The sequence below is a fragment of the Marinobacter sp. NP-4(2019) genome, from assembly GCF_003994855.1.
Classification (GTDB): domain Bacteria; phylum Pseudomonadota; class Gammaproteobacteria; order Pseudomonadales; family Oleiphilaceae; genus Marinobacter.
Genome location: NZ_CP034142.1, coordinates 3,409,138 through 3,422,587, shown reverse-complemented (window position 1 = coordinate 3,422,587; position 13,450 = coordinate 3,409,138). Strand labels below are relative to the sequence as shown.

Annotated in this window: 11 protein-coding genes and 1 pseudogene; 6 read left to right on the top strand and 6 right to left on the bottom strand. The window is 57.3% G+C overall.

Annotated features, from left to right (window positions below; genetic code table 11):
* The first annotated feature begins 36 nt into the window (after positions 1-36).
* Positions 37-1,023, top strand: coding sequence for a hydrogenase expression/formation protein HypE (hypE, locus tag EHN06_RS15515; RefSeq protein ID WP_127334469.1), 987 nt, complete (start codon positions 37-39; stop codon positions 1,021-1,023).
* A gap of 74 nt (positions 1,024-1,097) precedes the next feature.
* Here the strand turns inward: hypE and EHN06_RS15510 are convergent, their stop codons facing one another.
* Together EHN06_RS15510 and EHN06_RS15505 are read right to left on the bottom strand one after the other, a co-directional pair.
* The gene (locus tag EHN06_RS15510) at positions 1,098-1,736 is read right to left on the bottom strand and encodes a TetR family transcriptional regulator (protein WP_127333438.1); all 639 of its coding nucleotides are present in this window, start codon (positions 1,734-1,736) and stop codon (positions 1,098-1,100) included.
* Positions 1,737-1,743: 7 nt separating this feature from the next.
* Positions 1,744-2,505, bottom strand: a complete 762-nt coding sequence (locus EHN06_RS15505; protein WP_127333437.1) for an SDR family NAD(P)-dependent oxidoreductase — start codon at positions 2,503-2,505, stop codon at positions 1,744-1,746.
* A 234-nt stretch (positions 2,506-2,739) separates the two neighbouring features.
* Between EHN06_RS15505 and EHN06_RS15500 the strand changes: the two genes are divergently transcribed.
* The 5 genes from EHN06_RS15500 to EHN06_RS15480 all read left to right on the top strand — a co-directional run bounded on the left by EHN06_RS15500 (position 2,740) and on the right by EHN06_RS15480 (position 8,066).
* The gene (locus EHN06_RS15500; RefSeq protein ID WP_127333436.1) at positions 2,740-4,491 is read left to right on the top strand and encodes a sensor histidine kinase; all 1,752 of its coding nucleotides are present in this window, start codon (positions 2,740-2,742) and stop codon (positions 4,489-4,491) included.
* The gene (locus EHN06_RS15495; protein WP_127333435.1) at positions 4,488-4,919 is read left to right on the top strand and encodes a response regulator; all 432 of its coding nucleotides are present in this window, start codon (positions 4,488-4,490) and stop codon (positions 4,917-4,919) included. Before EHN06_RS15500 ends, EHN06_RS15495 begins: the two co-directional genes overlap by 4 nt.
* Before the next feature lie 32 nt (positions 4,920-4,951).
* On the top strand, positions 4,952-7,084 hold the full coding sequence (locus tag EHN06_RS15490) for a putative bifunctional diguanylate cyclase/phosphodiesterase (protein ID WP_127333434.1): 2,133 nt from the start codon (positions 4,952-4,954) through the stop codon (positions 7,082-7,084).
* Positions 7,085-7,154: 70 nt separating this feature from the next.
* Positions 7,155-7,595: a universal stress protein gene (locus tag EHN06_RS15485; RefSeq protein WP_127333433.1), complete on the top strand. Its 441-nt coding sequence runs from the start codon at positions 7,155-7,157 to the stop codon at positions 7,593-7,595.
* A gap of 54 nt (positions 7,596-7,649) precedes the next feature.
* On the top strand, positions 7,650-8,066 hold the full coding sequence (locus tag EHN06_RS15480) for a PilZ domain-containing protein (protein ID WP_127333432.1): 417 nt from the start codon (positions 7,650-7,652) through the stop codon (positions 8,064-8,066).
* Between the two features lie 136 nt (positions 8,067-8,202).
* Here EHN06_RS15480 and EHN06_RS15475 read toward each other — a convergent pair whose 3' ends face one another.
* From EHN06_RS15475 to EHN06_RS15460, 4 genes and pseudogenes are all read right to left on the bottom strand, one after another.
* Positions 8,203-9,093, bottom strand: coding sequence for a haloalkane dehalogenase (locus EHN06_RS15475; protein WP_127333431.1), 891 nt, complete (start codon positions 9,091-9,093; stop codon positions 8,203-8,205).
* A gap of 135 nt (positions 9,094-9,228) precedes the next feature.
* Entirely contained in the window at positions 9,229-10,590 is a 1,362-nt protein-coding gene (locus EHN06_RS15470; protein WP_127333430.1) for a DUF1329 domain-containing protein, read from the bottom strand.
* A 31-nt stretch (positions 10,591-10,621) separates the two neighbouring features.
* A pseudogene (locus tag EHN06_RS15465) lies at positions 10,622-12,330 on the bottom strand (DUF1302 domain-containing protein).
* A gap of 262 nt (positions 12,331-12,592) precedes the next feature.
* On the bottom strand, positions 12,593-13,420 hold the full coding sequence (locus tag EHN06_RS15460; RefSeq protein ID WP_228257329.1) for a LysR family transcriptional regulator: 828 nt from the start codon (positions 13,418-13,420) through the stop codon (positions 12,593-12,595).
* Positions 13,421-13,450: the final 30 nt, after the last annotated feature.

Below are 13,450 nucleotides of genomic sequence, written 5' to 3'. Positions count from 1 at the left end.
TGTCCACCGTTAAACGATGATCACGATGTGGTGAAGATGGCCCACGGTGGTGGCGGTCGGGCGATGGCGCAGTTGCTTGACGATATCTTCCGCCCGGCATTTGATAATGCCTGGCTGGCACAGCAACACGACGGCGCGGTGGTGGATATGCCCGGAGCCATGGCGTTCACGACAGACTCTTACGTGGTGCGGCCGCTGTTCTTTCCGGGCTCTGACATTGGAACCATGGCGGTGCATGGCACAGTCAACGACCTCGCCATGTGCGGGGCCAGGCCGCAATACCTGAGTGCCGGTTTTATTCTCGAGGAAGGTCTGCCGCTGGCCACATTGTGCCGGGTTGTGGATTCCATGGCTGCCGCAGCCGTCGAAGCTGGCGTGCAGATAGTGACTGGCGACCTCAAGGTGGTGGAACGAGGCAAGGCGGATGGTGTGTACATCAACACCGCTGGGGTCGGAAAGGTGGTGGCGCCAAAACCTGTGGAGCCTGCCCGGGTGCAGGCCGGTGACCGGATTCTGCTAAGTGGCGATCTTGGACGTCACGGCGTCGCGGTGATGACCGCGCGGGAGAAACTGGAGCTGGAATCAGCGATTGAGAGTGATTGCGCGTCGGTCGTGCAGCCGGTGCTGGCATTGCTCGAAGAGGGGATAGACGTGCGCTGCCTCCGTGACCTTACTCGCGGAGGCCTCGCCAGTGCACTGGTGGAAGTATCGGAAAGTGCCGGTCTGGCGGCCGAGATCCGGGAAGTGGATATTCCGGTGCGGGAGGACGTATCGGCGTTTTGCGAGCTGCTGGGGCTGGATCCCCTGCATGTGGCCAACGAGGGCCGCTTTATCACTATCGTGGCCGAGCAGGATGTGGCTCGGGCAACGGACATTCTCAGGCAGTATCCGGTGAGCCAGGGGGCCGTTGAGATCGGCCATTTCGTGCAAGGACCTGCCGGATTGGTAACGGCATCCAGCATGATTGGTGCCAGCCGCGTCATCGATAGACTCTCTGGCGAACAGCTGCCCCGTATCTGTTAGGACGCCGAGAACCTGGGGTTGAACGGCTGAGAGCCTTGGCACGGTTGCCGGGTGGCTGGTTGCCCGGCTGTTAATTATCCCTTTTGAAAGGTGTCGTTCAGCGCCTGCAGGTGGCTCCGCAGCGTTGGCTCGAAGGCCATTTTGAAGACCGTCAACGGTGGTTGTTCCATGGCCTTGCGCGCGGCTTCCGGTGGATGGGTCATATGCCAGCACCCGATCAGCGCCTGCTGACACTGCATCAGGAACTGAAAGCAGGCGGCATCGTCGCGGCCGCTGGCGGCTTTGATCGGTTCTGCCAGTTGCCGTAGCTGTTCCAGCAGGAACAGCTTGAAATCACGGGCCTCCTGTTCGGTCAGCCCGGTTTCCAGTGCGATGTGCAGAATGGCGTTCAGGCTGCAGAAGAGTGGGTTAGCGATCAACAGATCCGCCAGGTCGTCCGGCAGGTCGATGGAATCCCTGGACTGCGCTTCCTGCACCAGAGCCTCGAACGCACGCTGGTATACGGCGATGAACAGCAGCTCCTTGCTTCTGAAATACCGGTACAGCGCAGCCTTGGTCAAACCGCTGGCGGCGGCGACGTCCGCCAGCGTCAGCTTATCGTAGCGGCGGCTGACGAACAGCTCTGCCGCCGCATCAAGAATTTGCTGCTCCCGCGTGATCTTTTCCGCTTCTGTGCGTGCCCGTTTTTTGCCACCGCAAAGCCTGCTCTTCATCGTGTCTTTATGCCTGTAGCCATCCTGCAATGCGCCGGTTAATGAGTCGGGGAGAAATTTTGCCCAACCATATCATTAACCGGTTACGCAGTCCTGGTATGACAATGGCGCTGCGCCTTTTTGTCAGAGCTCTTTTCACGACGTCTTCTGCTGACATTGTGCCGGCCTTGAAAAGCTTGGTGTCGGTCATGTTGGCTTCAGCCGCAAATTCCGATGCGGTTGCGCCGGGGCACAGGGCACTGACGGCCACGCCTGAATCCAGCAACTCCTCGTGCAGAGCTTCGGAGAAGGAAAGTACAAAAGCCTTGGTGGCGTAGTAGATGGCCATATTGGGGCCTGCCTGGAACGCGGCGGTGGACGCGACATTGATAATGAAACTGCCCTGTTGCTCCTGCAGGTTGGGCAAGAGCTTCCAGGTGAGTGATACCAGCGAAGCCACATTCACCTGGATCATGTTGAGCTGACGCTCCAGGGAAAGCTCGGTAAAGGCACCCCGGTCGCCAAAACCTGCGTTGTTAACCAGGCCGCCAAGCTTCCAGCCGGAGGATGCGACCGCCGCGGCAACCTGTTCGGCACCGTCCGCCGCAGCCAGGTCTGCGGCCAGAACTTCCACGGACACTCCATGCTGTTCAGACAACTCACTGGCCAGAGCGATCAGGCGATCTTCACGTCGAGCCGCGAGAATCAGGTTCTGTTTCTCCGCGGCGAGTGCGCGGGCGAACACTTCGCCAATGCCGGCGCTGGCGCCGGTGATCAGTATGTAGTTCATGGTTCCTGTCCCATTAAGTGAACGATGGTTACTTAATATACGGCAGTCTTCGCGTTGGTGTAAATAACCAGGGGTTACTTATTTTGTTAAAGCTTGATCGGGAGATGGCAAGAATCCGCGCTTGAGATGTGGATGGAAAAGCTACGTAATTGACTGGAAAATATCCAGGAATTGGCGGATTCTCCCTGAGCAGTCTACCCTAGGGCCTAGGCACGCAAGGGAGATTGCTCAGCCATGGAGTCAGAGACGTCCGGTTTACACCGATTTGTTGCGCTCGCCCGCCGATTATTCTTTGCCAGTTCGACGTCAGGTGGAGGCACCGCTGAAGCGGTGCTGTCCGATGTTGCACGCAGGGTCACTCTGGGTGTACTGGTGTTTGCTGCGCTGTTGTTCGCGCTGCTGATTTTCTTGATTATTACCTTTGCCCATCGGTCCATAGAACAGGAACTGACCAGGAATAATGCCTCAATGGTGGGGCTGGTCCAGCAAGTGGTCGGTGAGTACTTTTCCTCGTTTGCAGACATGGGGAGACTGGTGTCGCAGCGTCCGGACCTGATTGATGCCGTCCGTGAACGCGATGTGGAGCGGGTACGTGCACACCTGCGGGCCCTGGTAGCAAGTCATCCCGACAACAGCCGGGCATTCATTGCCGATGCTGGCGGTGTGTTGCGCTATGACTACCCGGTGGATGCCAGCGTCCTGGGGCAGGATTTCTCATATCGGGACTGGTACCGGGGAGTGTCTGAAGACCAACGCCCCTACCTGTCGTTGATCTATCAACGTGCCGCCCTGGACGCGCCCTACGTGGTGGCGCTGGCGACGCCCATTCGTAGCGACGGCGAGATTCTTGGCTATCTCGTCTACCAGCGGACCGTCCAGGGGCTGGCAGCCTGGATTTCCCGATACAGCCCGCAACCTGGTGCCATCCGGATGATTGATCGACAGGGTACGGCGGCGCAGATCCAGGCCGACAAACCCGCTGACCTTTGGGCAGACCATGAGCTGGCCCGCCGCGCATTGGCTGGCAACACCGGGACCGGACATGGCATGGACCCGCAGAGCGGTGAGGAAAGCCTGATCAGTTATGGGCCAGTGGAGCCTTTTGGCTGGGCGGTGGTGGTCAGCCGGCCATGGAACGCGGTCTTTGGCACCGCCCGGGATTTGGCTTGGCATATCGTCGGTTTTGCCCTGCTGGCGCTGTTGATCATGGGAGTCATGGGCTATTTCTGGTTGCGCACCCTCATGCAATACCAGCGTTCATTGGAGGGAAGGAATGAGGCGGTCAATGACTATGCAGAGAGGCTCCATGCCGCCAACCAGGAACTGGAGTCATTTACCTATTCGGTCTCCCATGACCTGAGATCCCCCTTGCGGGCCATGAATGGTTTCTCGCGGATTCTTGCCGAAGAATACCGTGAAGAATTGCCCGAGAAAGCTCGTCGCTATATTGGTCTGGTACGTGAGAATGCCGTCCAGATGGGGCAGCTGGTGGATGACCTGCTGGCCTTTTCCCGTCTTGGTCGCCATAGCCTTAAGATTCAGTCGGTGGACCCTAACCCCATTGTCAGCGAGGTGCTTGAGGAGATCGTCACTGAAGAGGATCGAAACAGTGAGATCCAGCGCCAGGACCTGGATGCGTGTCGTGCCGATGCCAGCCTGTTGAGGCAGGTATTCAGTAACCTGATCAGCAACGCGCTCAAATACAGCCGCAAGAGTGAGCAACCGAAGATTACCATCGGCTGTGAGACTCAGGGCGACGAGGTTATTTACTATGTCATGGACAATGGCGTGGGCTTTGATATGACTTATGCGCACAAGCTTTTCGGGGTATTCCAGCGACTTCATCGCGCGGAGGATTTCCCCGGAACCGGAGTGGGGCTGGCTATCGTTCACCGTATTGTCGACCGGCATGGCGGCCGGATCTGGGCCGAAGCAAAGCCTGATGAGGGCGCTACCTTTTTCTTCACATTGGGGAGGTCGCAATGAGCTCGCAGCCCTTACGTATTCTGTTGGTGGAAGATAACCCGAACGACCTGGAACTGACCATGCACGCCCTCAGCGCCAGCAAACTCAGCAATCCCGTGGTGGTGGCCCGAGACGGAGCCGAGGCGCTGGAACAGCTGTTCGGCAAGGAGGGGCAGGCGGTGCCACCAGAACTCCCCCAATTGATCCTGTTGGATCTGAAACTGCCCAAGGTGGATGGGCTGGAGGTGCTTGAGCGGATTAAGGGCGATGCGCGTACGCGAACCATCCCGGTGGTGGTACTGACCTCGTCCAGAGAAGGGCCGGACATAGATCAGGCCTATCGCCTGGGCGCCAACAGTTATATCGTCAAGCCGGTGGATTTCGAGCAGTTTTGCGAAACCGTCAGACAACTCGGCATGTACTGGTTGCTATTGAACCAACCCGTTTAAGGAATGATTCCTTTCAGGAGGACTGGGGGCCTATGACTCGCCCAATTCGGTTATTGGTACTGGAAGACAACCCCAGTGACGCTGAGCTGGCGATTCACGAGCTGGAGCGAGCGGGCTTTGAGCCGGACTGGGTGCGAGTGGATACGGAGCAGACGTTCGTCCAGCGTCTGGAACCGGACCTCGACCTGATCATCGCGGATTTCAAACTGCCTCAGTTTAACGGTCTGGAGGCCTTGCGCCGGGTGCGGGAACGAAACCTGGACGTGCCGGTTATCATAGTGTCCGGCACCATTGGGGAAGAGATGGCGGTACGGCTGATCAAGGAAGGTGCCGCTGACTATCTGTTGAAGGATCGGCTGGCTCGCCTGGGTGTGGCCGTCGATCAGGCGCTCGATGCACACCAGCAGCGGGTGGAGAAAAAACGGGCTGAACAGGCCATCTTACGGATGAACCGTATTCGCGCCGTGCTCAGTGGTATTAATGCCACGATTGTCCGGGTGCGTGATCGTCATCAGTTGCTGGCCCAGGGCTGTGAGATCGTGCGTACCCGTGGTGAGTTCGAGCATGTGTGGATCGGCTTGTGCGATTCCTCGGGAGCTGACCTGCACTGGACCGACCCGGAGGGCAGTGATGCATCCGGTGTCACGCCTCCGCTGCCCCTTGTCCGGCTGGCAGCGCTGGCGCTGGACCGGGGGCGACCGGTGTTCCGCAACGATCACGAGGCAGCGGAGGGCCGCGCCGTTGCCGTGCTGCCGATGGAACACCAGGACAATTGGGTGGGAGTCCTTGGCCTGAGCGCCGATCGCGATCTGGATAAAGAAGAGCTGTCGATGCTGGTTGAGGTGGCGGCCGACCTCGCCTTTGCCCTGGACTATATCGACAAGGCCGGTCGGCTTGACTACCTGGCCTATTACGACCCCGTTACCGGGCTCCCCAACCGGCGCCTGTGCGGCGAACGCCTGGAGCAGGCGATGCAGGTGGCAACCCAGAAGTCGGCATCTGCGGTAGCGGTGGTCGGGTTTGATCAGCTGTCGAATATGATCGAGACCTTTGGGCAATCCGTGGTCGATGACCTCTGCCGGTCGATTGCCAAGCGGTTGGAAGATACTCTGGGTACGCGCAAAGTGCTTGCGCATTTCGGGGCCGGTGTCTTTGCGGTGATGTTTCCCGGGCAGATCGCGGGGGCCGCGCTGGGGCATGCTATCGAGACCAGTATTCTGGATCCGTTGTCGGAGCCGTTCAAACTGCACGACAAGGAAATGCGGTTGTCGGTTCGTGTCGGGATAGCGGTGGCACCGGGGGATGGGGTGGAGTCCGATATCCTGTTGCACAACGCCGAAGCGGCCCTGATCAAGTGCCGCGACTTACGGGAACACTATGCGTTCTATTCCCGGGAAATTCACCAGCGCATGAGTCAGAAGCTCAATCTGGAAAACCGACTGCGCATTGCCCTGGAAAAAAATCAATTCGTGCTGTTTTACCAGCCGAAGGTGGCGTCAAAAACCGGAGAGCTGACCGGAGTGGAAGCCCTGTTGCGTTGGGAGGATCCGGAGCGGGGGCTGATATCGCCCGGCGAGTTCATTCCGCTGCTGGAAGAAACCGGCTTGATTGTTGACGTGGGCAACTGGGTGATCGGCAGGGCCGTGGCAGATTACCGGGGCTGGCGGAAACGGGGGCTCCGTATCCCCATGGTGGCAGTCAATGTGTCTCCCAGACAATTACAGCAAAAGCATTTTGTTGATCATATTGGTCACGCCGTGGATGCGGTTGGGGAAGGCCACTTGGAGCTGGAAATTACCGAGAGTGTCCTGATGGAGGATACCGAGGGCAGCATCAAGACCCTCGGTATCCTCCGCGAGCTCGGTGCTCAAGTGGCGATCGATGACTTTGGTACAGGGTACTCGTCACTGAGTTATTTGAGCCGAATGCCCGTTACTGCGTTGAAGATCGACCAGTCTTTTGTCTTCAACATGACCAGGGGGCCGAATGATCTGGCCATCGTCACCAGTATTATCTCCCTTGCCCACTCAATGAATCTTATGGTGATTGCTGAAGGAGTGGAGACCAAGGAGCAGGCCCGGCTATTGCGTTTGTTGCGCTGCGACCAGATGCAGGGCTATCTGTACGGCAGACCGAACCGATTCGTGCCGTTGTCTTCCCGTTGACTCCTATCAATCATGCGGATGCCAGATCAGTGCTACCCTGATAACACATGCATAGGAAAGAGGTGTCGTCATGGACAAAGGTTCGCAATGCATTGTTGTTGCCTGTGATGGTTCGGCTCAATCACTAGTCGCGGCCAAACTGGCCGCTGATTTGGCTGAAGCCACTGGTCACCCACTCAAACTGTTAGCGGTGTCGCCTTATTCCCAGACCGAGGCACTGGTGATTGCCGGCTACGAGCAGACCAAGGTTGATGCTGCCAGGGAACAATACGGTCGCAAAGTGTTCGATGCCACGAAGGAGGCCCTGGGTGGTCGGGCTGACTCTTCGGAAGAGATTCTCCTCAGCGGAGATCCGGCACATGAAATTATCGAGTACATGCACGCCCATCCGGGTATTCACTTGGTGCTGGGTCGACGCGGTTATTCGGCGGTGCGCAGCCTGACGCTTGGCAGCGTCAGTGAGAAGATTGTCAGGCATGCCACTGGACCAGTGACCGTGGTAGGACCATAAACCTGTCCCGGGCTTTCGCTCGCTGTGGGAAAATAGCGGCAAGGGGGAAAGAGTATGCGGCGTTTTATACGTCACCCCACGGATTTCCCGATCCTTGTGTTCTCTAAGGACAGCTCCCATGGCGACGAGGCCAGCTTGTGTGACATCAGCCAGGGTGGTCTGGCCTGCAGTCTTCAGAGAAAGCTCCGACTCGGTGAATCTGTAGCCTTGGGGATTCCTTCACTTCAACAGGGTTACCGGATCTCGGGCCTGGTCGTGAGATGTAGGCACTATGGAAAGGGATACAGAATCGGGATCCAGTTCAGCGACGAAACCGAGGCATTTAAAAGCAAAATGGTAGAGCAGGTTTGTCAGATAGAGCACTTCCGGCGGGAACTTCGCCGTGATGGTTGTGAACTGGACAGCGAAGCCGCGGCGAGAGAATGGATTGAGCGATTTGGCAGCCAGTTTGCAGACATGTTTTCGGGTTAGAAAACTAGTGGGCTCAAGGAGGATTGAGAATCTGTTCCAGATTTGGTCCAGAAACAGTTCCGTTTTTCCAGGAACACTATCCCGCTAAGCTGCCGCGCCTGAGGGCACGACCGGTTAATGAAAATTGATCGTGATTTCAGGCTAGCGTCGCAAGCAGATCGTTAATCGCCCGGGCAAAGGGTACCGGTGAATCTTCCTGCAGGAAGTGACCGCCTTTGAGGGTGACATGGGGCTGATCTTTGGCGCCCGGAATCCGTTTTTGCATGTACGCATCCCCTCCTCGGGTAATCGGGTCGCCGTTGCTGAAGGTGGTGAGAAAGGGTTTCTCCCAGCGTTCGAGAACCTTCCACGCTTTGCGGTTGGCTTCGCTTGCCGGGTCATCCGGGCGTACCGGAACCAGACGCGGAAATGCCCGTGCGCCTGCTTTGTATTTCTTGCTGGGGAAGGGCGCGTCATACGCCCGTAATTCATCGGGGCTCAATTTCCGGAATGAACCGACGTTGATGATTCGGCCAATCGGAAACCATGGGCTGTGCAGTGCGAAGTTTTTCCAGAGGTTGAACGCCGGCGGCGTTTTCTGGTCTCCCGTGGGCAGCATCCCGTTGCCAACCACAATCGCGCGGAAACGGTCAGGGTTTTCGGCGGCGAGCCGCAAGCCCAACAGCGACCCCCAATCCTGGCACACCAGCGTGATGTTGTTCAGTCCGAGCTTATCAATGAACAGCTGCATCCAGTCCATATGCCTTTGATAGCTGTAATCATCGATGGAGGTGGGCTTGTCGGACTTGCCGAAGCCGATCAGGTCCGGCGCAATCACCCGATGGCCAGCCGCGGCACAGACGGGAATCATGTGGCGATAGAGATAGGACCAGGAAGGTTCCCCATGCATCATGAGAACGGGGTTGGCATCGCTCGGTCCTTCATCCACGTAATGCATTCGCAGTCCGTTCAGGTCTACATAATGCGGGTCAAATGGGTAGTCGAGCAGTCGATCGAAGCGCGCTTCCGGGGTTCTGACGAAATCCATAACCTGTGCCTTGTTGTGATTGTTGGATACCAGGATACAACGTTACAGGCACGGGCGGGGTAAGCCAATTCTTGATCACTAAAAGAGCTAAAAGGGCGGACGGAACGAATGGCGTGTCCCGTCCGCCAAGGGGGTTTAACGGAAGCCAGACCTTCTTAACGCTGCCGGTGTGTAATCCATCTTGTTTGCGGTGAAGCCGAACTCGATGGGGCCATCCGACTCGTTGAAGAGCCCGAGTACAAGATAGCGGGAAGCCAGAAGATCGTAGACGGCCTCTGCCGTGTAATACGGTGTGTCCGCATAGTAGTACTGGACGTGAAACCCTTCGGCTACGCGCCAGAGGTCGCCTCGGGTGTCGTAATAATCGGCTGCTGCAATCTGCCAGCTGTCCTCGTCAATGTAGAACATTCGGCGGCCATAGACGTTACGCTCGCCTTCCTTCAATGTGGCTTCCACTTCCCAGACCCGATGGAGTTCATATCTGAGCACATCCGGATTCATGTGGCCGGGTTGGATGATGTCGTCGTAGTACAGTGTGTCAGAGGCCAGGGTGTAATTATTGTAGGGGATGTAGATCTCCCGCTTGCCCTTGAGTTCCCAGTTGTACTTGTCGGGTGCACCGCTGAACAGGTCAAAGTTGTCGACCGTGCGCAACCCGTCCGAGGAAGTGCCGGGGCCGTCGTAAGCCACCTGAGGCGCGCGCCGGACACGGCGTTGGCCAGCATTGTAGATCCATGCCCGACGTGGTTCCGTGACCTGATTGATGGTGTCATGTACCAGGATACGATTGCCAGTCAGTCGTGCCGGGGCAGTCGTTGTCTGTTTGAAATACACCAGTACATTGCTGTCTTCCTCTGGATCATGACCCTTCATGTTAACCGGGTAGATCGCTTCGTCCGCAAAATGGATGAGGGTGTAATCCCCGGACTCCTTTACCACCGCCTGGACAATATCTCGGTTGAGACTGCGGCCGCGGTAGCGGATCAGGTGATTCCATATGGCTTCCAGACCATTCTGCGGTATAGGAAAAGGGATCACTTCCTGGAACCCGGTGACGCCATTACCGCCATCGTCCAGGCTGGCGTTGAGCGCGTTCTGGTAGATCTTGTCGTACACGTCTTCCGGTAGCGCTGAGGTCCGGCGGCTTTTGTAGACGTTCATGCGGTAGCTGTCCGGATATTTCTCAAACATGGCCAGTTGGCCGGGCGTTAGCTTATCCCTGTACTGATCCAGATTGTCGATGGAGATGGTAGCGATGGTCTTGTCCTCCGGGAACGGACTCACCATGTGCTCTCCACTGTTGTAATTGGCTGGCGGCTTCGTAAGCCCACCGTCCCATGCCGGAATGGTGCCTTCAGCATTGCCTGACCGTTCTGCCCCCAGCGGGGTCAGGGTCGTACCCAGTTGTCTGGCTTCCTCCGGGGAAACCGCAGCGGCCAGTGGGACGCTGATGAGCAGGGAGAGGCTGAGGGCAGCCAGTGCATTTGTTGTTTTCATAATCTGTTCTCCATTTTTTGGCAACAGCCGCTCAGAACGTGACGCTGGCGCTGGCCGCAATAAAGTCGCGGTCGTTGATCGTGTTGAAGTCGCCGCCGAAGAAATTCGTGTAGGACAGGCTGGCCTTGTAGGTGTTGTTGTACGCTGCATCCACGCCGACGCTGATGGCTTTGTTGCCTTCGTTGAAAGACCCGCCGGTGGGCGAGAATCCATAAACGTCATGAGACCAGGACAGGTTTGGAGACAGGTTTATGTTGGCAAACACATTGTTGTACTCCAAAACTCCGCGTAACCGGTAGCCGGCCGAATTATTGGTGACAAAGCCGTCGTCGCCCGGTGAGCCAGCTCCGTAGTTGGATGAACGGCCGTACGGGTGATCATCAAGGCTGTCGTGAATGTGGGTAAAGCCCGCTTCACCAATGACGATCAGGCGGGAGGCACCGAGCACCTGGTTATAGATGCCCAACAGGCTCGATTGGACCTGAGTGATATCAAACCGGTCGTAGCCGGGTGTGCGTTCGCCAAGCTGGATGTCTGATGCATAGGTATTGGCGGGGGCCAGTCCCAGTGCACCGAACAGGCCGCCGATGACCTCGGTGCCATTGATCTGGACGGGTGAATCTTTACGGTGACTGATCTCCCCTGACCAGGCCAAGGTGCCCACATTGGTGTTAAAGCTGAGGCCGACCAGTTGGATGTCTTCTGGATACTCCACAAAGTAAGTGGGGACACCACCCTCGGTGGAGACGCCAACGAAGGGCAGGCGGCTGTGAAAGTTCATGTAGTAAAGGCCAAATTCGGTATCGTTCAGGGCCTGTGCGTAATAGCGCATGGCGAGGCCGAACTGGCCATCATCCTTGGGTTCGACGTTGCCGGAGCGGGTCAGTGCGCCACCAGGCGCGGCAACAAGTACCCGGTCGGGTAAATCGGGTGACAGTGTCAGGAAGTTGCAGCCTTCAGCGGCGACGTCTGAGGTGGAGAAATAGGTACCGCAGGCATCTATTTCCGTTTTCTCCCATTCAAACTGGTAGAACCCCTCCAGGCTCAGGTTCTCGGTCAGTCCAGTGTTGAAATAAGCCATGTTGACTGGCAGGAGGCCTTCCTTGATTTCCGCGCCGGGACGCCGAAAGGCGGCAACATCGACGGGGTTCACGGCATTGATGCTATTTCTGATAAAGACGCTTTCACCCCAGCTGACCACCTGTTTGCCCAGCCGTATATTGGTGGGTACGTTGCCCAGGTAAAAATCGCCGTAGACGAAAGCATCCAGAACCTCGAAGCCGGAAAATTTGGCGTTGTCGCTGAGATCGTCGTCATCGAGTCTGGCATCGGGTTGATAAAGGTTGGGGCCGTGGCCATGGGGGCGGGATTCGTCGGCCAGCTCTTTGTCGTACCAGTACTTGAAGCGGGTGAAGGCACCGATGTTCTGGTAGTTCAAACTCAGATCATGAACGCCCTTGATGATTTTTGAGTAGGTCTTGTCCCGCTTGAAGTTCAGGTTGCCGTCGTCATTGGTGCTCGATTGGGCCTCGCCGCCCGGGAAGTTACCGGGGCCACGAGCTCTTCGTCAATGTCGCTGGCTCGCCAACCGGCCCCGACGGAGATTGTGGAGTCGAAGCTGCCCTGTAACTCGCCGAACTGGAAGCGGGCGGCCTGAGAGCTTAGCGGTACTGCGACCAGAGAGCAGGCCAGAATGGCACTGCCAAGCGGCTGTCGCACGAACAATCGTTTTGTGGTCATGACATCTCCTGTTGTTGTTTTGTCGGAGTAATGAGGCCCGGGATCCGCCGAGGGAACCGGAAATCTCAAGATCGCAGTGTAGGAAGGAGGTGTCTGTCGCAGAACTTTATTCGCGTGATAGTCAGTAATAACTCTGATGAATGGGTTTTGTCGGGGCGGGGAGCTGGAGCCTAGCGGGCGAGATCAACCGCTGCACGCATGTTCTGGACAGCCTCGGTGAGTTGCTCACGCATCCAGCGGTGGCCGGGATCCTGATCGGCACTCAGGTGCCAGTAGAGGGTGTACTCAAGGCGGGGGGCTCAAAAGGCAGTTCGCACCAATGGAGATCAAAATGCTTGCAGAAATGGTAGGGCACGCAGGCTACCAGGTCGGATTTCATCAATAACACCGGGATGGCCATCAGGTAGTTGCATTGGATCATCATGTTGCGGCGCAGACCGAGGCGTTCCATGGCGATTTCGACCTGATCAGGCTGTTCTTTGTCTTGCAGCAGGCTTACGTGCTGCAATGCCAGGAACTCCTCCAGGGCAATGGAATCCGGGACATCGGGGTGGTTTCTGCGAGCGGCCAGAACATAGCGGTCCTGAGCAACCAGGTACCGGCAGATATCAGGCTCATTATGAAAGGCGGGTCCGTCAAAACTGAAATCCAGTTGGCCACTGGCCAGCGCTGATGGCACCTCCTCACGGGGCACCTTGAAATTGTTCAATCGCACATTGGGCGCTTTGCCCGCTAATAAAGGATAGAGGCGGGGATAGATGGCTGCCTCGTAAAGATCCCCCATGCTGAAGGAGAAGGTAATCTCAGCGGTGGCGGGGTCAAAGTATTGGTTGGCATTGACACTCGTTTGCAACAGCCGGAGCGCTTCCCTTGCCGGCCCTATGGCATTTTTGGCCACAGGCGTGGGGGTCATGGTGTTGCCGGTGCGGACAAACAGCGGGTCATTGAACATGTCCCGCAGCCGGGCCAGAGCGTTACTCACGGCGGGTTGGGTAATACAGAGGATCTCGCTGGCGCGGGTCAGGTTGCGAGTCGTATAAACGGCGTCGAATACGACGAACAGATTGAGATCAATTTTGCTGACATTCATTCTGGTGCTGACTTGTCATGCTTCCGGTCA

Bases quoted from the DNA above. Each gene is read 5' to 3' on its own strand.
- hypE (WP_127334469.1), top strand. From the start codon at position 37: ATGGCCCACGGTGGTGGCGGTCGGGCGATGGCGCAGTTGCTTGACGAT.
- EHN06_RS15505 (WP_127333437.1), bottom strand. From the start codon at position 2,505: ATGAACTACATACTGATCACCGGCGCCAGCGCCGGCATTGGCGAAGTG.
- EHN06_RS15495 (WP_127333435.1), top strand. From the start codon at position 4,488: ATGAGCTCGCAGCCCTTACGTATTCTGTTGGTGGAAGATAACCCGAAC.
- EHN06_RS15510 (WP_127333438.1), bottom strand. From the start codon at position 1,736: ATGAAGAGCAGGCTTTGCGGTGGCAAAAAACGGGCACGCACAGAAGCG.
- EHN06_RS15500 (WP_127333436.1), top strand. From the start codon at position 2,740: ATGGAGTCAGAGACGTCCGGTTTACACCGATTTGTTGCGCTCGCCCGC.
- EHN06_RS15490 (WP_127333434.1), top strand. From the start codon at position 4,952: ATGACTCGCCCAATTCGGTTATTGGTACTGGAAGACAACCCCAGTGAC.
- EHN06_RS15475 (WP_127333431.1), bottom strand. From the start codon at position 9,093: ATGGATTTCGTCAGAACCCCGGAAGCGCGCTTCGATCGACTGCTCGAC.
- EHN06_RS15460 (WP_228257329.1), bottom strand. From the start codon at position 13,420: ATGAATGTCAGCAAAATTGATCTCAATCTGTTCGTCGTATTCGACGCC.
- EHN06_RS15480 (WP_127333432.1), top strand. From the start codon at position 7,650: ATGCGGCGTTTTATACGTCACCCCACGGATTTCCCGATCCTTGTGTTC.
- EHN06_RS15470 (WP_127333430.1), bottom strand. From the start codon at position 10,590: ATGAAAACAACAAATGCACTGGCTGCCCTCAGCCTCTCCCTGCTCATC.
- EHN06_RS15485 (WP_127333433.1), top strand. From the start codon at position 7,155: ATGGACAAAGGTTCGCAATGCATTGTTGTTGCCTGTGATGGTTCGGCT.